18 protein-coding genes and 2 pseudogenes are annotated in these 20,278 nt (G+C 53.7%); 7 read left to right on the forward strand and 13 right to left on the reverse strand.

The genetic code is table 11. The features are described from left to right. Window positions 1–20: 20 nt before the first annotated feature. Complete coding sequence (glpF, locus tag F384_RS21565; protein ID WP_046493425.1) at window positions 21–866, reverse strand: glycerol uptake facilitator protein GlpF; 846 nt, start codon at window positions 864–866, stop codon at window positions 21–23. Window positions 867–1,254: 388 nt separating this feature from the next. Between glpF and zapB the strand changes: the two genes are divergently transcribed. Continuing rightward, a complete protein-coding gene (zapB, locus tag F384_RS21570) occupies window positions 1,255–1,500 on the forward strand; it encodes a septal ring assembly protein ZapB (RefSeq protein ID WP_155404026.1) in 246 nt (81 codons plus the stop codon). A 212-nt stretch (window positions 1,501–1,712) separates the two neighbouring features. Here zapB and F384_RS21575 read toward each other — a convergent pair whose 3' ends face one another. From F384_RS21575 to priA, 8 genes and pseudogenes are all read right to left on the reverse strand, one after another. After that, window positions 1,713–2,456: an SDR family NAD(P)-dependent oxidoreductase gene (locus F384_RS21575; RefSeq protein ID WP_046493430.1), complete on the reverse strand. Its 744-nt coding sequence runs from the start codon at window positions 2,454–2,456 to the stop codon at window positions 1,713–1,715. A 191-nt stretch (window positions 2,457–2,647) separates the two neighbouring features. Then, entirely contained in the window at window positions 2,648–3,133 is a 486-nt protein-coding gene (gene rraA, locus F384_RS21580; protein WP_042998924.1) for a ribonuclease E activity regulator RraA, read from the reverse strand. 92 nt (window positions 3,134–3,225) lie between these two features. After that, on the reverse strand, window positions 3,226–4,155 hold the full coding sequence (gene menA, locus F384_RS21585; protein WP_046493433.1) for a 1,4-dihydroxy-2-naphthoate polyprenyltransferase: 930 nt from the start codon (window positions 4,153–4,155) through the stop codon (window positions 3,226–3,228). 66 nt (window positions 4,156–4,221) lie between these two features. Further along, window positions 4,222–5,553: an HslU--HslV peptidase ATPase subunit gene (hslU, locus tag F384_RS21590; RefSeq protein WP_046493436.1), complete on the reverse strand. Its 1,332-nt coding sequence runs from the start codon at window positions 5,551–5,553 to the stop codon at window positions 4,222–4,224. Window positions 5,554–5,562: 9 nt separating this feature from the next. Then, on the reverse strand, window positions 5,563–6,093 hold the full coding sequence (gene hslV / locus F384_RS21595) for an ATP-dependent protease subunit HslV (protein WP_046493441.1): 531 nt from the start codon (window positions 6,091–6,093) through the stop codon (window positions 5,563–5,565). A gap of 91 nt (window positions 6,094–6,184) precedes the next feature. Continuing rightward, window positions 6,185–7,168, reverse strand: a complete 984-nt coding sequence (gene ftsN / locus F384_RS21600) for a cell division protein FtsN (RefSeq protein WP_046493443.1) — start codon at window positions 7,166–7,168, stop codon at window positions 6,185–6,187. A gap of 85 nt (window positions 7,169–7,253) precedes the next feature. Beyond that, window positions 7,254–8,279: pseudogene (cytR, locus tag F384_RS21605) on the reverse strand (DNA-binding transcriptional regulator CytR). A 157-nt stretch (window positions 8,280–8,436) separates the two neighbouring features. Then, window positions 8,437–10,635 carry a primosomal protein N' gene (gene priA / locus F384_RS21610; RefSeq protein ID WP_046493445.1) on the reverse strand — a complete coding sequence of 733 codons (2,199 nt, stop codon included), beginning with the start codon at window positions 10,633–10,635 and terminating at the stop codon, window positions 8,437–8,439. Window positions 10,636–10,881: 246 nt separating this feature from the next. Here priA and rpmE point away from each other — a divergent pair, with 246 nt between their 5' ends. The 3 genes from rpmE to F384_RS21625 all read left to right on the forward strand — a co-directional run bounded on the left by rpmE (window position 10,882) and on the right by F384_RS21625 (window position 13,670). Next, a complete protein-coding gene (gene rpmE / locus F384_RS21615) occupies window positions 10,882–11,094 on the forward strand; it encodes a 50S ribosomal protein L31 (protein WP_042325590.1) in 213 nt (70 codons plus the stop codon). 352 nt (window positions 11,095–11,446) lie between these two features. Beyond that, the gene (locus tag F384_RS21620; protein WP_046493449.1) at window positions 11,447–12,127 is read left to right on the forward strand and encodes an oligogalacturonate-specific porin KdgM family protein; all 681 of its coding nucleotides are present in this window, start codon (window positions 11,447–11,449) and stop codon (window positions 12,125–12,127) included. 118 nt (window positions 12,128–12,245) lie between these two features. Then, window positions 12,246–13,670 carry an MFS transporter gene (locus tag F384_RS21625; protein WP_046493452.1) on the forward strand — a complete coding sequence of 475 codons (1,425 nt, stop codon included), beginning with the start codon at window positions 12,246–12,248 and terminating at the stop codon, window positions 13,668–13,670. 72 nt (window positions 13,671–13,742) lie between these two features. Here the strand turns inward: F384_RS21625 and F384_RS21630 are convergent, their stop codons facing one another. Continuing rightward, entirely contained in the window at window positions 13,743–14,351 is a 609-nt protein-coding gene (locus tag F384_RS21630) for a YiiX family permuted papain-like enzyme (protein ID WP_046493455.1), read from the reverse strand. A gap of 67 nt (window positions 14,352–14,418) precedes the next feature. Then, window positions 14,419–14,736, reverse strand: a complete 318-nt coding sequence (metJ, locus tag F384_RS21635) for a met regulon transcriptional regulator MetJ (protein WP_042325599.1) — start codon at window positions 14,734–14,736, stop codon at window positions 14,419–14,421. Window positions 14,737–15,012: 276 nt separating this feature from the next. Here metJ and metB point away from each other — a divergent pair, with 276 nt between their 5' ends. Continuing rightward, the gene (gene metB, locus F384_RS21640) at window positions 15,013–16,173 is read left to right on the forward strand and encodes a cystathionine gamma-synthase (RefSeq protein ID WP_046493458.1); all 1,161 of its coding nucleotides are present in this window, start codon (window positions 15,013–15,015) and stop codon (window positions 16,171–16,173) included. 2 nt (window positions 16,174–16,175) lie between these two features. After that, window positions 16,176–18,608 carry a bifunctional aspartate kinase/homoserine dehydrogenase II gene (metL, locus tag F384_RS21645; protein ID WP_046493460.1) on the forward strand — a complete coding sequence of 811 codons (2,433 nt, stop codon included), beginning with the start codon at window positions 16,176–16,178 and terminating at the stop codon, window positions 18,606–18,608. A 62-nt stretch (window positions 18,609–18,670) separates the two neighbouring features. Here metL and F384_RS21650 read toward each other — a convergent pair whose 3' ends face one another. After that, on the reverse strand, window positions 18,671–19,042 hold the full coding sequence (locus F384_RS21650) for a carboxymuconolactone decarboxylase family protein (RefSeq protein ID WP_046493462.1): 372 nt from the start codon (window positions 19,040–19,042) through the stop codon (window positions 18,671–18,673). Between the two features lie 89 nt (window positions 19,043–19,131). Between F384_RS21650 and F384_RS21655 the strand changes: the two genes are divergently transcribed. Next, the gene (locus tag F384_RS21655; RefSeq protein ID WP_046493465.1) at window positions 19,132–20,025 is read left to right on the forward strand and encodes a LysR family transcriptional regulator; all 894 of its coding nucleotides are present in this window, start codon (window positions 19,132–19,134) and stop codon (window positions 20,023–20,025) included. Here the strand turns inward: F384_RS21655 and F384_RS29370 are convergent. Continuing rightward, window positions 20,025–20,231, reverse strand: a pseudogene (locus tag F384_RS29370) (bifunctional metallophosphatase/5'-nucleotidase); the annotation flags it as partial. The gene F384_RS21655 and the pseudogene F384_RS29370 sit on opposite strands and share 1 nt — an antisense overlap. Between the last annotated feature and the right edge of the window lie 47 nt (window positions 20,232–20,278).

The raw sequence follows: 20,278 nt of genomic DNA on the forward strand, positions 1-20,278 counted from the left end.
TTATTTGTCCCGTAGTCACATTACAGCGAAGCTTTTTGTTGTGAAGTGGTCGTGGTTTCCTTCTCTTCCACGGCACAGGTATCGCACGGCAAATGGCGACCGATCAGCTTGCGATAGGCAAAAGCGCCCAAAATAGCGCCAACGATGGGGCCAAACAGCGGCACCAGGAAGTAAGGAATATCTTTGCCACCGGTGAAGGCGACATTACCCCAGCCCGCGAGCCAGGCGAACGCTTTCGGACCAATATCACGCGCCGGGTTCATCGCAAACCCGGTCAGTGGGCCCATGGATGCGCCGATAACCGCAATCAGTAAACCAATCAACAAAGGAGCCAGCGGGCCACGCGGTACACCGTTACCGTCATCAGTCAGCGCCAGGATAAGCCCCATCAGGATAGCGGTAATCACCATTTCAACCGCGAAGGCCTGCACAAAATTGATATGTGGGTTGGGATACGTTGAGAAAGTGCCGGCCAGATCAACACTCTCAATGCTGCCACGTACAATGTGGTGCGTCTGTTCGAAGTCGGCAAAAAGGTTGTAGTAAAGCCCGTAAACTAACGCCGCTGCACAAAAGGCACCGGCAAATTGAGAAAGGATAAAAGGAACAACTTTGCGCTTGTCGAAACACGCAAACAGCCACAACGCGATGGTGACTGCCGGATTGAGATGCGCGCCAGATACCCCTGCGGTCAGGTAGATAGCCATGGCTACCCCCAGTCCCCAGATGATGCTGATTTCCCACTGTCCAAAAGACGCACCCGCGACTTTAAGCGCAGCGACACACCCCACACCGAAGAAAATCAACAACCCGGTACCGAGGAATTCAGCAATGCACTGGCCTTTTAAGGTTGATGTTTGACTCATAATCGGATCCTGAAGAGTTTAATGTTTATTGTATGCGAGGAGGTCACTGACGTCCGCGATGCCCTGTAGGCACACTGTTAATTTATCGTTAACGAGCAAAAACGAGAAATATCGAACTTAAAATGTGTGTACTCCGTCAATAAAATGAGCGTTTTCGCGCCATGAAGCGCGTTTTGTTATACAAAAACAGTGTGAGCTGAATCATTTCATTAACCAAAGCGTTAACACTTAAGGGTTAGGCGGTCGCTGTCTGTAAGAGTCGACTGAAAAGTGTTGCAAACCGCAATCAGCGCGGGATGCCGCTGGACAGGGAGGACGGGGCTTCATACAATCGGCACTATATATTGTGCGCGTTCACGTGAAGCGTCGCCTTGCAATTCAGGAGAGTATGACCATGTCTTTAGAAGTGTTTGAGAAACTGGAAGCAAAAGTACAGCAGGCGATTGATACCATCACCTTGTTGCAGATGGAAATTGAAGAGCTGAAAGAGAAGAACAACTCGCTGTCACAGGAAGTGCAATCTGCACAGCACGGCCGCGAAGAGCTCGAGCGCGAAAATCAGTCTCTGAAAGAACAGCAGAATGGCTGGCAGGATCGTCTGCAGGCTCTCCTCGGCCGTATGGAAGAAGTCTGATTACGCTTCATCTTTCGCGCCGTAGCGGCGTTGGCTGCGCTCAGCTACCCCAGTCACGTAGTTTACTACGCTCCTGGGGATATCTTCGTTTGCCGCCTTGCTACAACACGAAATCTTTCGCGTAATCGCATTGTCATGCAGTCATGTAGGCCGGATAAGGCGCAAGCCGTCATCCGGCAATATCCTAGCGTTACCGCGATACAACGTTAGTTTCAGGCATTCAAACCCCCATCCACGTCCAGACCAGTGCCGGAAATCTGCCCAGCCGCTGGGCTTGCCAGAAACGTCACTGCCGCTGCAACATCCTCCGGTGTACCGTAATGCCCTGTCGCAATAAGCTGTCGTTGGGAGTCCGCCTGTTCGCCATCTGCTGGGTTCATATCACTGTCCGTTGGGCCGGGATGGACAAGGTTGACGGTAATACCCCGTGGGCCGAGATCACGAGCCAGGCCACGGGTTAGCGAGTTGAGCGCTGATTTAGTCATCGCGTAGACAGCAATCCCCGGCTGGGCGACACGGTTGGCAAGGCAACTGCCAATATTGATAATTCGCCCACCTTCAGGGAGATGTGGCAACGCGGCCTGTATGGCTACCACCACGCCACGGATATTCACGTTAATCAACGCGTCGATGTCTTCCAGTGACAGCGACTCCAGCGGGCCACCGCGTGCGATCCCTGCGTTGTTGACCAGAATATCTAATCCTCCTAGTGACTGTATCGTGTGATTTACGGCGTTCTGAATAGCCTGAGCGTTTGCACTGTTTGCCTGAATAGCCTCGCCATGGCGGCCGAGTGCTGTAATTTCATTGGCAACGGCCTGGGCTTTCTCCGCAGATTTTTCATAGGTTATAACAACATCAGCACCGGCTTTCGCCAGCGACAGTGCAATAGCGCGCCCTAATCCACGACTGGCTCCGGTGACCAGCGCTTTTTTACCTGTCAGATCGATATGCATGATGACCTCGTGACGAGAGTGATGAGATTCATCATTAGGTATAGAGAGAGTTTTTTCTTCGTCAATGCGCTGAATGGGGGAATCGAAAGGGTGAAGTGACAAAAAAGAGGATCTGGAGATGTCCAGAATCGAAGTAAATTGCCAGTCAGTTGTTTAACCGACTGGCATCACACCGAATGGCGGTATTTTCTTTACTCGATATCGAGCGGGTCTTCGGAGAGGATGATTCCCGTATTGTCGGCGTACAGATGGTCGCCGGAGAAGAACGTCACGCCGCCAAAATTGACGCGGACATCGCTTTCCCCAATCCCTTCACCTGCTGCACCTACCGGAATCGCGGCAATCGCCTGAATGCCGATGTCCAGCTCTTCCAGATCGTCTACCTGACGCACTGCGCCATAGATGACCAGTCCTTCCCATTCATTCTGTACAGCCAGACGCGCCAGTTCGGCATCGACCAGCGCACGACGGACAGAACCGCCACCATCGACCAGCAGAATGCGACCACGACCATTTTGTTCGAGCAGATCATACAGCAACCCGTTGTCCTCGAAACATTTCACCGTGACGATTTGTCCGCCAAACGACGACCGTCCTCCAAAGTTGGAGAACAGTGGTTCCACGACGTTGACATCTTCTTGATAGATGTCACAAAGCTCGGAAGTATCGTATTTCATAGGATTAACGTTCAGTTGCTGCGAGAATTTTTAGTATATCGCGCTATGTGTACTGTTGGCAAAATCATCAATTGTTAATTGATATTTGTCAGTTATCTTGCCCACTGACTTAAGAAAATCCCGACGACAAACAGCAGGTTAGTCAGCAACGCGGCTTTTACCGTACGTTCGAGCATCGGACGCATCGCCGCCGGTTCCATTTGGCGCATAACGTAACGCGCCTGTTTTACCAGTACCGGCGCGGCCAACAGGAACAGCCAACCCCACGGACTTTGTAGCGAAAGCAGGTTAAACAGCGCCAGGCAAACCAGCGTCCCCATCAGCAGACCGGCATGGTAACGACGGGCATTCACCGCGCCGAGGCGGACGACCAGCGTATTCTTGCCGTTTTCCCGGTCGCTGTTGATATCGCGCAGGTTATTGATGTTAAGTACGGCAGTGGCCAGCAGACCACAGGCGGTTGCCGGAAGAATAAGCGCCGGGATCAGCGTATGCGCCTGCAGATACCAACTGCCCATCACGCTCAGCCAGCCAAAGAAGACCAGTACGGAAATATCACCCAGGCCGATGTAGCCATAGGGACGATTGCCCACGGTATAGGTGATGGCGGCAATGATCGACAGCACGCCAAGTACCAGGAAACCAACAAAATCCGCCGGCGTGCGGCACGCCACGGCAACCAGCGACAGACCGGACAAACAAATGAGTACAACGGTGATGACCAGCGCGCGCTTCATCTCCTGTTGGGTGATCACCCCTTTCTGCATCCCACGCAGCGGTCCGATGCGGTCCGGTTTATCGCTGCCCTTAACGGCATCGCCATAATCGTTGGCGAGATTTGACAGGATTTGCAGAAGCCCTGCGGTAATGAGTGCCAGCAGGGCGACCAGTGGATCAAAGTATCCCCGCCACCATGCCAGGGCCGTACCGACGATGATCGCCGCGAAGGCGAGCGGTAGGGTCTTGGGTCGTAAGCTTTCCAGCCAGGCCTGGGAGCGGCTAATTTGTTGTTGTTCAGTCATATTTAGCGCCAATAAAAATGGGGCCTTTCAGCCCCATCAACAATGATGAAAATGCAGTGAACGCGATTATAGGATAAAACGGCTCAGATCTTCATCTGCGACCAGCGCATCCAGATGTTTGCTCACATAATCCGCATCAATTGTTATGCTTTGACCATTCAAATCGCTCGCATCATAGGAAATATCTTCCATCAGGCGTTCCAGAACGGTGTGCAGACGACGGGCACCGATGTTTTCGGTGGTTTCGTTAACCTGCCATGCCGCTTCAGCAATTTTCTTGATACCGGATTCAGTAAACTCAATGTTGACGCCTTCGGTCGCCATCAGTGCCTTGTACTGCACGGTGACAGAGGCATTAGGCTCCGTCAGAATGCGTTCGAAGTCGCTGGTGGTCAGCGCCTGCAGTTCCACGCGAATCGGCAGACGCCCCTGCAGTTCCGGGATCAGGTCAGACGGCTTCGCCACCTGGAATGCGCCAGACGCGATAAACAGAATGTGGTCGGTTTTGACCATACCGTGCTTGGTGGAGACGGTGCAGCCTTCAACCAGCGGCAGCAGGTCGCGCTGTACGCCTTCACGGGACACGTCCGGGCCGGAGGATTCGCCGCGCTTACAGATTTTGTCGATTTCGTCGATAAACACGATCCCGTGCTGCTCAACGGCGTAAATCGCTTCCTGTTTCAGCTCTTCCGGATTCACCAGTTTGGCCGCTTCTTCTTCAATCAGCAGCTTCATCGCGTCTTTGATTTTCAGCTTACGCGCTTTCTGCTTCTGCCCGCCCAGGTTCTGGAACATGGACTGCAGCTGGCTGGTCATCTCTTCCATTCCCGGAGGCGCCATGATTTCCACGCCCATCGGTGCGGCGGCAAGGTCTATCTCGATTTCTTTATCGTCGAGCTGGCCTTCACGCAGTTTTTTACGGAACGCCTGACGCGCAGCGGACGGCTCAGACTGTTGTTCCGCCTGACCCCAGTTATTTTTAGCCGGTGGGATCAGCACATCAAGAATACGTTCTTCCGCCATCTCTTCTGCACGATAGCGGTTTTTCTCGATAGCCTGGACGCGAACCATTTTGATGGCGGCATCGGTCAGATCGCGGATGATAGAGTCGACTTCTTTACCGACATAACCCACTTCGGTGAATTTTGTCGCTTCCACTTTGATGAACGGCGCGTTGGCAAGCTTTGCCAGACGACGGGCGATTTCGGTTTTACCGACACCGGTGGGGCCTATCATCAGAATGTTTTTCGGGGTGACTTCATGGCGCAGCTCTTCGTCGAGCTGCATGCGGCGCCAGCGGTTACGCAGTGCAATCGCCACGGAACGCTTGGCGTTATCCTGGCCGATGATGTGCTTGTTCAGTTCGCTGACGATTTCGCGTGGGGTCATTTCAGACATGGGAGATCCTTACGCTTTAGACGGTAATTCTTCAATGGTATGGAAATGGTTGGTGTAAATGCAGATATCGCCTGCAATATCCAACGCTTTTTCAGCAATGTCGCGAGCGCCGAGCTCGGTGTTTTCCAACAGAGCACGTGCCGCAGCCTGGGCGTAGGGACCGCCGGAGCCGATGGCAATCAGATCGTTTTCCGGCTGCACGACGTCACCGTTACCGGTGATGATGAGGGAGGCGTTTTCATCCGCGACCGCTAACAGCGCTTCAAGTTTGCGTAGCATCCTGTCGGTACGCCAGTCTTTCGCCAGCTCAACGGCGGCTTTGACCAGATGTCCCTGATGCATTTCCAGCTTGCGCTCAAACAGTTCAAACAGCGTGAACGCATCCGCCGTTCCCCCCGCAAAGCCAGCAATGACTTTGTCGTTGTACAGACGACGCACTTTTTTCACGTTGCCTTTCATTACGGTGTTACCCAGTGTGGCCTGACCATCACCGGCGATAACCACATGGCCGTTACGGCGTACGCTTACTATTGTTGTCACGAGCAGACCCCTTGGTTACAAATACAGAATACAAGCCCCGCACGGTGTACGGGGCGTAATGCAAGTATAGATGGGGGGGATTTTGGGGGTTTCAACCCCCGGAGGCGAGCCGAATACAGTTTGTGTGACCCGCCATCTTCAGACGGCTAATGGTGCTGTCGGCATTCTCTTTGCCTTTCACCGGCCCGATGACCACGCGATTCCAGCCATTGTTGGTGGTGATTTTGGAGTCAAAGCCTTCGAAAGCCAGCTGCGCCCGCACTGTTTCTGCCTGCTCAGCGCCTTTAAACGAACCGCACTGCACCATCCAGCGACGTTCGTCTTTCTTCTCTGCTGTCGGCTTCGGTGCTTCCGGCACGCGCTCAACCGGAGCGGCCGGTTGCGCTTTTGGTGCAGACGCCGTTGTGTGCGCTGGGGTCTGAAGCAGATCCTGATACGGCTGTGACGTCGCGGCCGGTTTTTGCGGCTGCGTGGCAGGTTTCGACGGTTGCTGTACCGGCGCCGTTTGCGCTGTGCGCGTTTGCGTCTGTGGCTGTGTACGCGGCTGTTGAACCGGCGGCGTGTTGTTCCACTGCTGCTGTTGCTGCTCAACCTGACGTTGTTGAGCCTGGCGCTGTAACGTTTGCTGACGCTGTGCCGGCGTCTGCTCGTTCCACGGTACTTCGTTGAGCTGTGTTGGCTGCTGGCGCATATCGGCCTGCATTTGCGCAAGCAACTGGCGCTGTTCGTTGGTCAGCTGATCCGGCTTCATCACTTCACCGCCTGCAGACGGTTCTGTCGGCGCGCGTACGCCCGGCTGGCGGCTTTCCAGCTCTTTAATATAACGCCAACGCTCTTCCGGCTTCGGCGGCAACCCGTTGCCGGTCACTTTCTGACCCTGCAACGTTTCGGATTCTTCTTTCTTATGATGCGTAATGAAGTACAAACCACCGATAAAGGCCACAAGTACGGCGGCGGCAATGGCGACCATTGCGGGCGATACCGCAGACGTGTTGCGTTGCTTTTTCCGTGAGGTGCTCTTTTTGCGCCGCGAAGGTGCCGGTTGGCCGCGACGTACATAATCTCGTTGTGCCACTATCGTTTCGCTGTATTGATTTGTTCGTCAGCCCGCCATGTTACTTAAGCGGCGGGCCTTTGACCAGACACCGTGTCTGAAAGGTTTACGTTAAGGCGCGCGTGGTGCCCCGAAGGATCAGTTCACAGTCCATCAAACGCGAGCCGCTGTTGACATTCTGCCCATGAATTTGGTCAAGCAGCAACAGCATCGCTTCACGACCAATTTCGAAGCGCGGTTGCGCAACGGTGGTCAGCGGCGGATCGCAAAATTCCGCGAGGGCGATGTTGTCGAAACCAATAATCGACAGGTCATCCGGGACTTTGATGCCCTGACGCTTGGCCCATGAGAGGGCGCCGAGCGCCATGACATCGCTATGACAGAATACGGCGGTCGGCGGTTGCGGCAATTCGAACAACTGCCTGAGCGCATTGCCGCCAGCTTCGAAGGTGAAATCCCCGCGAGCGATATAGTGCGGATCCACCGTCACACCGCAACGACGCAGCGCCTGTACGTAACCCTGCAAGCGGTAATGACATAGCGGCATCTCTTCCGGCCCGGCAATGCAGCCAATGCGCTGATGCCCCAGTTCATGCAGGTAGTTCACGGCATTGAAGGCGGCGGTCAGGTTATCGATATGGACTGTGGGCAACTCCAGTTCCGGCGCAAACTCGTTCGCCATCACCATCGGCGGCAGATTGCGCTGCTCTTCAATACTGGCGTCAAACGGCAGACGAGAACCCAACAGCAACATGCCATCAATTTGCTTGGTGATGATCAGATTGACGAAGGTTTTTTCCTACTGGTTCTGGTGCGCGCAATCGCCGATCAACACCAGATAGCCATGACTGGCGGCAGTGACCTCGATCCCACGGATCAGTTCGCTAAAGAAGGGATCGCAAATATCCGGGACAATCACCAGGATCGTTCGCGATTCATTACGTTTAACATTGCGTCCTGTCGCCTGCGGTAAATACCCCACCTCTACAGCTGCCTGTTCAACCCGGTTTCGGGTGGACTGAGAGACTTTATCGGGGTTCATTAGCGCACGGGACACCGTTGCCGTTGAGACTTTCGCCTTCATGGCAACATCTTTCATTGTAGCGGCAGCGGCCTGCTTATTCGATTTCACTCTTTCTCCTCGCCTGGAAAATTCGGCGCAGCACAATCCCTGTTTAAATTCACATCGAAAACATTTTTATCAGATAGCGGATGGAAACGGTTACAGAATTTTCATGAAAAGTGTGATGAATGTTGAATTTTTCGATCCGCCTCGCATCATGAGCGGATTATCCCTCAATCGGATCGACATCCAGCACCCATTTCACCTTGCGCGACTCCGGTAACGTATTGATGAGCGCCAGCGTTCCGCTGATGATATGTTGCAAACGAATCCGCGACGGATGCTGCAATAAAATCTGCCAGCGATAGCGCCCGCCGCGCTTCGGTGCCAGCGCCGGTACCGGGCCTAAAATCCAGAGCTTATCGTCAGCCAGCGGACTGGACTGAATCAGATTACGCAGTTGCTGCAAAAACAGCGGCGCCTGCTGATTGTTATGATCTTCTGCGCGCACGATGACGTGACTGGTCCACGGCGGCAGTTGCAGGGTTTGTCGTTCCGCCAGCGCCTGTTCAGCAAATGCGTCATAGCCTTTATGCAACAGGGTTTGTAGCAGCGGATGTTCCGGGTGGTGGGTCTGCAAGACCACTTCCCCCTGTTTGCCTGCGCGTCCCGCGCGCCCGGAAACCTGGGTATAAAGTTGGGCAAAGCGTTCTGCTGAGCGGAAGTCTGCCGAGAACAGCGCGCCGTCCACATCCAGCAGCGCAACCAGCGTCACATCAGGGAAGTGGTGGCCTTTTGCCAGCATCTGGGTGCCGATCAGGATCCTTGCGCCACCGCGATGCACTTGCGCCAGATGCTGCTCAAGCGACCCTTTGCGGCTGGTGGTATCGCGGTCAATGCGGGAAATCGGCACGCCGGGAAAGAAAGGCGCCAGGGCTTGTTCAAGCTGCTCGGTGCCTAACCCGACCGGTACCATATGCGTGGAGCCACAGGAAGGGCACTGACGTGGCACCGGACGCTGGCTGTCGCAGTGATGACAGCGCAAGTGATGCTGTGCCTGATGCAGGGTGTAGTAGTGATCGCAACGCGGGCACTCCGCAATCCAGCCGCAGTCGTGGCAAAGCAGCACAGGCGCAAAGCCCCGGCGATTGAGAAATAAAATCACCTGGTTGTCGGCCTGTAAATGCTGACGCATACGGGCGATCAGCGCCGGTGCCAGACCGGCCTGCACCTGCTGACCTTTTAAATCCAGCACGTGCTGGGTCGCGGGTCGCGCGTTTCCGGCACGGCGCGTCAGGCGCAGCATACGGTATTTTTTCTGGCGCACGTTACACAGCGTTTCCAGTGCCGGCGTGGCCGATCCGAGGATTATTGGAATGCGTTCGCTATGGGCGCGCCAGACCACCAGATCGCGGGCATGATAGCGCCAGCCTTCCTGCTGTTTATAGGAGCTGTCGTGTTCTTCATCGATCACGATCACGCCAAGATTTTTAAACGGCGTAAATAAGGAGGAGCGTGTGCCAATGACGATCGCCGCTTCGCCGTTTTTGGCCTTCAACCAGGCAGAAAGGCGTTCGCTGTCATTGAGGCCGGAATGCAGCACTTCCACCGGCGCGTTGAAACGTTCGCGAAAACGGGCGATGGTCTGCGGCGTCAGACCGATTTCCGGTACCATCACCAGCGCCTGCTTACCCTGCGCCAGAACGTTTTCCAGAATGCTCAGGTAAACTTCGGTTTTACCTGACCCCGTCACCCCGGCCAGTAGCCAGGCGGAGAAACTGTCTGACGCGCTGTGAATGGCGCCAACGGCGGTGGCCTGTTCAGTGTTCAGTCGCAGACGTTCGCCGCAGACCGCGTAGTGCGTACGCCAGTCGCTAAAACCGGGGGTTTCGCTCGCCAGTTCACACAAGCCTTTTTTACGCAGAGCCTGAAGCGCGGCGTCGTTGAATTCAAGAGCGGCGACCTGATCGCGCCAGATTTTCCCCTGTCGCAACGCGGCCAGCGCCTGCTGCTGTTTGGGGGAACGTTTCAGGCTATTGAGATCAACGGCCTGGCCCTCTTCGGTGGCAAACCAGTACCACATTGGCGTGTTGGTGGCAGGCTTCCCTTGACGTAGCAGGATGGGCAGGGCATGGAACAGCACATCGCCAATGGGATGATGATAATAATCCGCCGCCCAGATCAGCAGACGCCAGACGGAGGTCGAAAAGAGCGGCTCATTATCCAGCACATCAACGATCGCTTTCAGTTCATTCAGCGGCAGCTCGCTTTTGTCGCTGACCGAGACCACGATCCCGACGCGTTCCTGCTGTTTGCCAAACGGTACGCGCACGCGACATCCCGCTTTGACGTTCATGCCTTCCGGCAGAAGATAGTCAAAGGTGCGAGGGAGCGGAACGGGTAAGGCAACGTGCGCTACGGGCATAAATCATCCTGACTTGAAATCTGGCCGGTTAGTATACACATTAGTCACGGGTGACGAGCGAATCAGTTTGCATGAGCGGGCTAATTTCTGTATGATTCGCCGCCTTTGATGCAAATTGATTGTGTCAAAACTTGACCGTTACCCGAGAATTTCACGCTGCTGGAAGGCGACGGGTAAAAATTAACATCGCGTGGTGTCTGGCGTTAGGGCTGGAAGAGCGACGCGGCCTTAAACTGAGGTTTCCCCATGAAAAAAGATATTCACCCGAAATACGAAGAAATTACTGCTACCTGTTCTTGCGGTAACGTCATGAAAATCCGCTCTACCGTAGGTCACGATCTGAACCTGGACGTATGCGGTAAATGCCACCCGTTCTACACTGGCAAACAGCGTGACGTTGCAACCGGTGGCCGTGTTGACCGCTTCAACAAGCGTTTCAACATCCCGGGCAGCAAATAAGTTTCCGCTGTCAAAAAAAAGCGCCTTCTGGCGCTTTTTTTGTATCCGAAGTTTATCTGTTTCATATTTTCTATTGACGTCTTGAATAAATAACGAGATGCTAAATTGAAATGCTGTTTCTAATTTATCGATAAATTGTTTCTGTTGGTGATGTTCGTCTCTCTCATCTTTCTTTTTTTGCCATATTTTTTATTTGCTGGCAAAATTCAAAAGGTTTTAACTTCCCCGCTTAAATAAACTTCATTACGCAATATAAAATTATTTTTATCCCTTATTGTTATCATGGCGTTTTAGTCGTAGTGATACCGATAAGGTCAGATTGTTGTTGGCGTTTTCTTTGAGAGGGATTGCTATGAAGCGTGGATATGCATTATTACTTATTCCATTATTATCTGGAGCCGCTCACGCAGGCTACGTAGATTATCGTCATGAATATTATGATGATGGACGTAACTATGACCGTGTTTATATGTCTCACCGTTTTGCGACTGGTTTTGGTGTGGCAGTCGAAGCGATCTCCCGTTCCGATGATGCGCAATCTAATGATGCGTGGAACAATATGGAAAGTAATGGTAACGAGTATACTGCAAGCTATCAATTCACCTGGCAGGGTCTTATCTGGCAACCGGGCATCGCGGTTGAAACGGGTGATAACATGACGATCTATAAGCCTTATCTTCGCGTACAGTATAATATCAATGACAACTGGTGGACGGCGTTCCGCTATCGTCAGGAATATATGCGCAGAAATGCTGACGGTAAAGACGATCGGATGGTCTATCGCCCGGAAGCATGGCTCGGTTATAACGTCAATAACTGGATGTTTGAACTCAACGGCATTTATAAAATTGCCGACAGTGAAGATTTATATAACAACAAAAATGAAGATTATGAATATAACTTCCGTGTGGCTTACAAGATAGGTTCCTGGGTTCCTTTTGTTGAAGTGGGTAATGTTTCCTCTGGTTATAACACGACAACGACGGACGATCGCCAGACGCGTTATCGCGTTGGTCTGGGTTATAACTTCTGAGTGTTAACCCCGTTAAAGTGAAGTTTATCTATATAAAACATCATCAAGTGCCTTTCAATACGCAAACCATGCTTGCCTTAATTTTTTGCGTGAATAAGGTGTCTAAGGAGTTGACATAATGTCTAGTGATGAACATGTTATAAGAACTAATGCAAGCATTGCTATTAGGCCTTTCGGATTCAGAGATAAAATAGGTTATTTATGCGGCGACCTGGGAAATTGTTTCATTCTTGGGTTGGTGAATAGTTTTCTAATGATTTATTACACTAATGTGCTCGGTGTTTCCGGGGTTATTGTCGGGTCACTCTATTTTGTAACGAAACTCTTTGATGCGTTTGTTGATGTCGCCGTAGGGCGCTTATGCGATACGTCTAAACTGACCGTTCACGGGCGTTTTAACCCCTGGGTTCGTCGCATGAAATACCCTTTCTGCATCATTTCGGTCGTTCTTTTTCTGCCGTTTGTTCATGAATTTTCTGAAACGGCGAAAATTATCTATATCTGCTGTTCCTATTTTATTTATGGTTCGCTGCTATCAACCGTTAGCATTCCTTATGGCGCAATGTCCGCCGCGATTAGCTCGAATCCGGACCATCGTGTTTCGCTTTCGACCTACCGCAGCGTTGGCTCGGCAATTGGTGGTGGGGCAACCGGTTTTTTTATTCCCATTCTGATGTATTCCACCCTTGTTGACGGAAGCATGGTGATTTCCGGGCAGCGTTTCCTCTGGATTGCGATTGGTTGCTCAATACTGGCTTTTATCTTTTTAACACTGACCTGTCACTTAACGACAGAGCGTGTGCGTGTGGAAAGAAAAGAGAGCATGCCCGTTTCTGTTTTGCTGAAGGGATTGCTACGCAATAAGGCGTTGATTGTTCTGGTTGTGGTTGATCTGCTTATTGTGATTAATCAGGGACTCTCCGGCACCAATATGACCTATCTGTTTAATGATTATTTCCACAATAAAGCCGCCATGTCTGTCGCACTCTTGTTTACCTTTGGTTCCCTGATTCTGCTGGCACCATCGGCGTCCTGGCTCACGAAGCGGTTTGGTAAAAAAGAAGCCAGCGTAGGCGCACTGTTCTTCTCAGTGGCGATGTATCTGATTATGTACTTCATCCATATTACGGATGCGAAAGTCTATCTGGTCTTTCTTTTCCTTGCGACGCTTGGAGCCGGATTATTCAACCTGATGATTTGGGCGTTTATGACGGATGTTTGCGATTATCATCAGTATGTTACTGGCGATCGCGAGGATGGCACCGTTTATGGTGTGAACTTCCTTGCTCGCAAAGTGGGTCAGGCATGTGCGGGGGCCATTGGGGGTTTTATGCTGGCCATCATCGGTTATCAATCCTCGTCAACGGGCGGGGCTGTGCAAACCAGCGTCGTGCAGGAAAATATTTACACGATGGCGAACCTCATACCGGCTTTATGCCTGTTTCTGGCCGCCGTAATGCTGATTTATTTCTACCCATTGAACCGTAAAGAAACGCTCAAAATGGAAGCAACGCTGAATAAATTTAATGGGATCAGCAAATAACCCGTGAGTACTGTATGAAAACAGTGGGGCAGCGAGTCTGAAAGGCAGAGGAAACCCTCTGCCTTTGTTGCTTCACCACCAACGCAGTGGCCACGCCTTCCCAACCGTTTCCAGCTGCGGCGCATCAAAAAGCGCCTGCGGGGAAATAACCGTTTCATTCAGCGGGATATTTTTACCGTAGCGTTCTCTCATTTTGGCTTGTACCGCCGGGTGACTGAGATCGAAATCCTTCAGCTTTTGCAGCTTACCCATTTTCATCCCGAGCGCATGGTCATACACCTTCCACACCACTTCAGAGCAGTACTGACGCTCGTCACTCCAGGAGAAGGCCAGATCGTAAGGTTTGCCGAGATACTGCTTCGCGGTTTGCGCGAGCTTTTGCTGCTGCTGTGGCGATAATCCACCGTCAACGCGACGCACAATGTATTTTCCGTCTTTACCGTGTTTTATCCATTTTTGCAGCGGGGTATAAACCACCGGGCCAATGGCCTCAAAGACATACGGTTTTTTCTCACGGATAACAACCATGCCGGTATGGCTATAGTCGGAATGGGTTGCCAGTTGAATCGCCTGGCTCTGGGAGGATAAGGACATTTGAAAGATGATGTCGCCGGTTTGCGGTTCCCAGGCAAAAACAGGCGTCGCAATCAGCAGACTGAAAACCAGTAAGCCTCGATTCATGGCATAACGTCCTTGTTACACAATTAAAAAGAGCGGCCAGGAAGCCCGCGCCGCTCTTTTCTGCAAATCAATATTCCCATGTCTCCGGGTCGATCCCCAGTTCACGCATAATCTCTTTCGCCGCTTCCGGGATTTCATCACTGCGCTCTTTACGCAGGTCTGCATCGTTCGGCAGAGGTTGCCCGGTAAAGGCATGCAGAAACGCTTCACACAGCAACTCGCTGTTGGTGGCGTGGCGCAGGTTGTTCACCTGACGACGCGTGCGTTCATCGGTGAGGATTTTTAACACCTTCAGAGGAATGGAAACCGTAATTTTCTTTACTTGCTCACTCTTCTTACCGTGCTCAGCGTATGGGCTGATATATTCGCCGCTCCATTCAGCCATGAGATACTTAATCCTCTTTGTCATTAATATGAGGCAAAGCCACACTGTTTGTGTGCCTACTCGCCGTAATTCCGCATAGTTTACCGTACAGGCGATACTGTGACACTGATAAAGCGCCTGTAGTTGTGCGCTAATGCAGATAATTTTAACGGCTATTTCCAGTTTGCTCAATCTATACGCAAAGAAGTTTAGATGTCCAGATGTATTGACGTCTATTGTTAACCTGTTTACTCTGGGACCTGACTTTTCATCGACTCAGCTCAGGAACACCCTAACATGACGCGTAAACAGGCCACCATCGCAGTGCGTAGCGGGTTAAATGACGACGAACAGTACGGTTGCGTCGTTCCGCCGATTCACCTTTCCAGCACCTATAATTTTACCGGTTTTAATGAGCCTCGCGCCCATGATTACTCTCGTCGCGGCAACCCTACGCGCGATGTGGTTCAGCGTGCGCTGGCCGAACTGGAAGGTGGTGCGGGTGCGGTGTTGACCAATACCGGCATGTCAGCGATTCACCTGGTAACGACCGTGTTCCTGAAGCCTGGCGATCTGCTGGTGGCGCCACATGACTGCTATGGCGGCAGCTACCGCCTGTTTGACAGTCTGGCGACGCGCGGCTGCTATCGCGTGCGGTTTGTCGATCAAGGGGATGAGCAGGCGTTGCAGGCCGCGCTGGCAGAAAAACCCAAACTGGTGCTGGTTGAAAGTCCGAGTAATCCGCTGTTACGCGTGGTGGATATTGCGAAAATCTGCCAACTGGCGCGTGAAGCCGGAGCCGTCAGCGTTGTCGACAACACTTTTTTAAGCCCGGCGCTGCAAAATCCGCTGGCATTGGGCGCCGATCTGGTGTTGCATTCATGCACGAAATATCTGAATGGCCACTCTGACGTGGTGGCGGGCGTGGTGATTGCCAAAGATCCGGAAATCGTCACCGAACTGGCATGGTGGGCGAATAATATCGGCGTGACCGGCGGCGCGTTTGACAGTTACCTGCTGCTGCGTGGTTTGCGTACGCTGTCGCCGCGCATGGAAGTGGCGCAACGCAATGCGCAGGCGATCGTCGATTATCTGCAAACCCAGCCGCTGGTGAAAAAGCTCTATCACCCGTCGCTGCCGGACAATCAGGGGCATGACATTGCCGTGCGCCAGCAGAAAGGCTTTGGCGCAATGTTGAGTTTTGAACTGGATGGCGATGAGCAGACGCTACGTCGTTTCCTGAGTGGACTGTCGTTGTTTACACTGGCGGAATCCTTAGGGGGAGTGGAAAGCCTAATCTCTCACGCTGCAACGATGACGCATGCCGGCATGGCGCCAGAGGCGCGTGCTGCCGCCGGGATCTCCGAGACGCTACTGCGTATCTCCACCGGTATTGAAGATGGCGAAGATTTAATTGCCGACCTGGAAAATGGCTTCCGGGCTGCAAACAAGGGGTAAACATGAGTGTGATTGCGCAGGCAGGGGCGAAGGGTCGTCAACTGCACAAATTTGGTGGTAGTAGTCTGGCTGACGTGAAATGTTATCTGCGCGTCGCGGGCATCATGGCGGAATACTCACAGCCTGACGACATGATGGTGGTTTCCGCTGCGGGCAGTACGACCAACCAACTGATCAGTTGGCTGAAACTGAGTCAGACCGATCGCCTCTCTGCGCATCAGGTGCAACAGACCCTGCGTCGCTATCAGTGTGAGCTGATTAGCGGCCTGCTTCCCGCTGACGTGGCGGAGGCATTAACCAGCCTGTTTATTAGCGATCTGGAACGTCTGGCAAATCTGCTGGATAGCGGCGTGAATGACGCCGTTTATGCGGAAGTTGTGGGCCACGGTGAAGTGTGGTCGGCGCGTCTGATGTCCGCGGTACTTAATCAACAGGGCATGGAGTCGGCCTGGCTGGATGCGCGTGAATTCTTACGCGCCGAGCGTGCCGCGCAACCGCAGGTGGATGAAGGGCTTTCTTACCCGTTATTGCAGCAACTGCTGATCCAGCACCCGCAAAAACGTCTGGTGGTGACCGGTTTTATCAGCCGCAGTAATGCGGGCGACACGGTGCTACTGGGTCGTAACGGTTCTGACTATTCCGCCACGCAGATTGGCGCGCTGGCAGGCGTTTCCCGCGTCACCATCTGGAGCGACGTAGCCGGGGTGTACAGCGCCGACCCGCGTAAAGTCAAAGACGCCTGCCTGTTGCCGCTGTTGCGTCTGGATGAAGCCAGTGAGCTGGCGCGTCTGGCAGCGCCGGTTCTGCACGCCCGTACGCTGCAGCCGGTTTCCGGGAGCGATATCGATCTTCAGTTGCGCTGTAGTTACACGCCGGATCAAGGCTCCACGCGCATTGAGCGCGTACTGGCTTCGGGGACCGGCGCGCGTATCGTGACCAGCCATGATGACGTTTGTCTGATTGAATTTCAGGTTCCCGCCAGCCAGGACTTTAAGCAGGCGCATAAAGATATCGATCAGGTCCTCAAGCGTGCGCAGGTGCGTCCGCTGGCCGTTGGCGTCCATACCGATCGGCACCTGCTGCAGTTCTGCTACACCTCGGAAGTGGCCGACAGCGCCCTGCGAATCCTCGATGAAGCGGGTTTGCCGGGTGAACTGCGTTTGCGTCAGGGGCTGGCGCTGGTGGCGATGGTGGGCGCGGGCGTCACCCGTAATCCGCTGCACTGCCACCGTTTCTGGCAGCAACTGAAAGGACAGCCGGTGGAATTTACCTGGCAGTCGGAAGAAGGCATCAGCCTGGTGGCGGTGCTGCGTACCGGCCCGACAGAGAGCCTGATTCAGGGTCTGCACCAGTCAATCTTCCGCGCGGAAAAACGCATCGGCCTGGTGCTCTTCGGCAAGGGCAATATTGGTTCCCGTTGGCTGGAACTGTTTGCCCGCGAGCAGAGCACGCTCTCGGCGCGTACTGGTTTTGAATTTGTGCTGGCAGGGGTGGTGGATAGCCGTCGCAGCCTGCTGAACTACGAAGGGCTGGATGCCAGCCGCGCGCTGGCGTTCTTCAATGATGAAGCCATTGAACAGGATGAAGAGTCGCTGTTCCTGTGGATGCGCGCGCACCCGTATGACGATCTGGTAGTGCTGGATGTGACCGCCAGCGAACAGTTGGCCGATCAATATCTCGACTTCGCCAGTCACGGTTTTCACGTCATCAGCGCGAACAAACTGGCCGGGGCGAGCACCAGTAATAAGTATCGCCAGATCCACGATGCGTTTGATAAGACCGGACGTCACTGGCTGTACAACGCCACCGTGGGTGCCGGGTTGCCGATCAACCACACCGTGCGTGATCTGATCGACAGCGGCGACACCATTCTGTCAATCAGCGGGATCTTCTCCGGCACGCTGTCCTGGCTATTCCTGCAGTTTGATGGCTCCGTGCCGTTTACCGATCTGGTGGATCAGGCCTGGCAGCAGGGACTGACGGAGCCGGATCCGCGTGTCGACCTGTCGGGTAAAGATGTAATGCGCAAGCTGGTGATTCTGGCGCGTGAAGCGGGCTACGACATCGAGCCGGATCAGGTTCGCGTCGAGTCGCTGGTTCCCGCGCACTGTGAAGAAGGTTCAATCGATCACTTCTTTGAAAATGGCGATGAGCTGAACGACCAGATGGTGCAACGTCTGGAAGCGGCCCGCGAAATGGGGCTGGTGCTGCGCTACGTCGCGCGTTTCGACGCCAACGGCAAAGCGCGCGTCGGCGTCGAAGCCGTTCGTCCAGAACACCCGCTGGCGGCGCTGCTGCCGTGCGATAACGTCTTCGCCATTGAAAGTCGCTGGTATCGCGATAACCCGCTGGTCATTCGCGGACCGGGCGCCGGTCGTGACGTTACCGCCGGGGCGATCCAGTCGGATATTAACCGTCTGGCGCAACTGCTGTAGTTTTTGCCGGATGGCGCTGCGCTTATCCGGCCTACGGTTCGTCAATCATGCTGGCCGGTGCGTTACCGGCCGGCAAACACCTCTTTTGCGGCGAACAGACCGTTCAGTGCGGCTGGAAAGCCTGCATATACTGCCATCTGCATTATCACTTCAATGATTTCCTCCTGCGTTAACCCGACGTGCAGCGCAGCGGCAATATGTACCTTCAGCTGTGGCGTGGCATTGCCCAGCGCGGTCAGGGCGGCGACGGTGGCAATCTCCCGACTGCGTAAATCCAGTCCCGGGCGGGAATAGATATCGCCGAAAGGAAATTCGATCAGGTAGCGGGCGAAGTCCGGCGCGATATCTTGCAAACTTTCGACGACGGCATCGCCGCCTTTGCCATCCACCCGTTGCAGCATGTCCTGACCCGTTATAAAGCGTTCTGAATGCATCACATCTTCCTCGTTTGCTCAGTATGTGGCGTGAGGATAGGGCGCGCAGAATGATTTGGATAATACCGTTTCCGTGATACCTTTTCGGTATGACAACACCGCCTCTGCACTCTCTGGATATTCGCCTGCTGCGCTATTTCGCCGTGGTGGCGGAAGAGAACAACATCAGCCGGGCGGCCCAGCGACTGTTTATGGCGCAGCCGCCGCTCAGCCGCCATATACGCCAGCTTGAAGAACGTCTGGGGGTCACGCTATTTGTCCGTCATACCAAAGGCCTGACGCTGACCAATGAGGGATTGCGTGTGCTGGAGATCGTGCGTCCGCTGCTGGAACTGCAGGATAAAACCTGGGCCGCCCTGAGTCAGCTTGCGCCAGATGGCGTGCAGTCGCTGCGTCTGGGGCTGACGACGGCGTTTGAGCAGGGGGTTTTCGCGGCGCTGGAAACACAACTGAATACCCGGGTGGAGACCCTGCGTCTGGTACGCCAGAGCTCGCCCGATCTCGTACGTCAGGTGCGACGCGGAAAACTGGATGCCGCCGTGGTGGCGTTGCCGCTGGAGAGCGTCGGACTTGCCGTCACGCCGCTCGACTGGCACGAGCCGCTCATCGCTGCGCTACCTGCCATCTGGTCAGAAGCTGGCAGAGCGTCGCTCCCGCTGGCGGCACTTAACCACCGGCCGCTGTTCTGGTTCAGCCGGGAACGCAATCCGGCCTTCTTTGACGCCACGCGGGCGCGCTTTCAGCGCGTGGGTTACGCCCCTGCCTGTCTTGAGGAGCCGCTGGAGCATGACGTTCTGCTGGCGCGAATTGCGCACGGCGACGGTCTGAGCTTACTCCCGGCCTCCTTTGCCGCCATTCAGCGCCAGGGCGTGGTTTTTCGTCCACTGAGTGATGGCGAGCTCAGTATTCAGGCGGGGCTGGTGATGCTGCCGGAGAACGCTTCGCGCTTACAATGGCTGAAAAGCGAGATGCCATCCTTCTGATAAAAGGTCGCTTTGTTCTTGTTTTTTTCCTGCTTCACTAATGTGGTTATATTAGCGAACCCACCAATTGCACGTTTACCGTCTGCCACATACGGTAATTTGTAAGTATCAACATGAGCATGGAGATCATTGGTATAAATAATAATAACATTTTGCGCCATGCTGGAAACTGAAAAAAATCCCAGCAACGCTGTGGAAATAAACATACGTTTCATTATTTGCATTTTACATTCCTTGTTCAATAAATGGTTTC

The sequence above is a fragment of the Citrobacter amalonaticus Y19 genome (assembly GCF_000981805.1).
Classification (GTDB): domain Bacteria; phylum Pseudomonadota; class Gammaproteobacteria; order Enterobacterales; family Enterobacteriaceae; genus Citrobacter_A; species Citrobacter_A amalonaticus_C.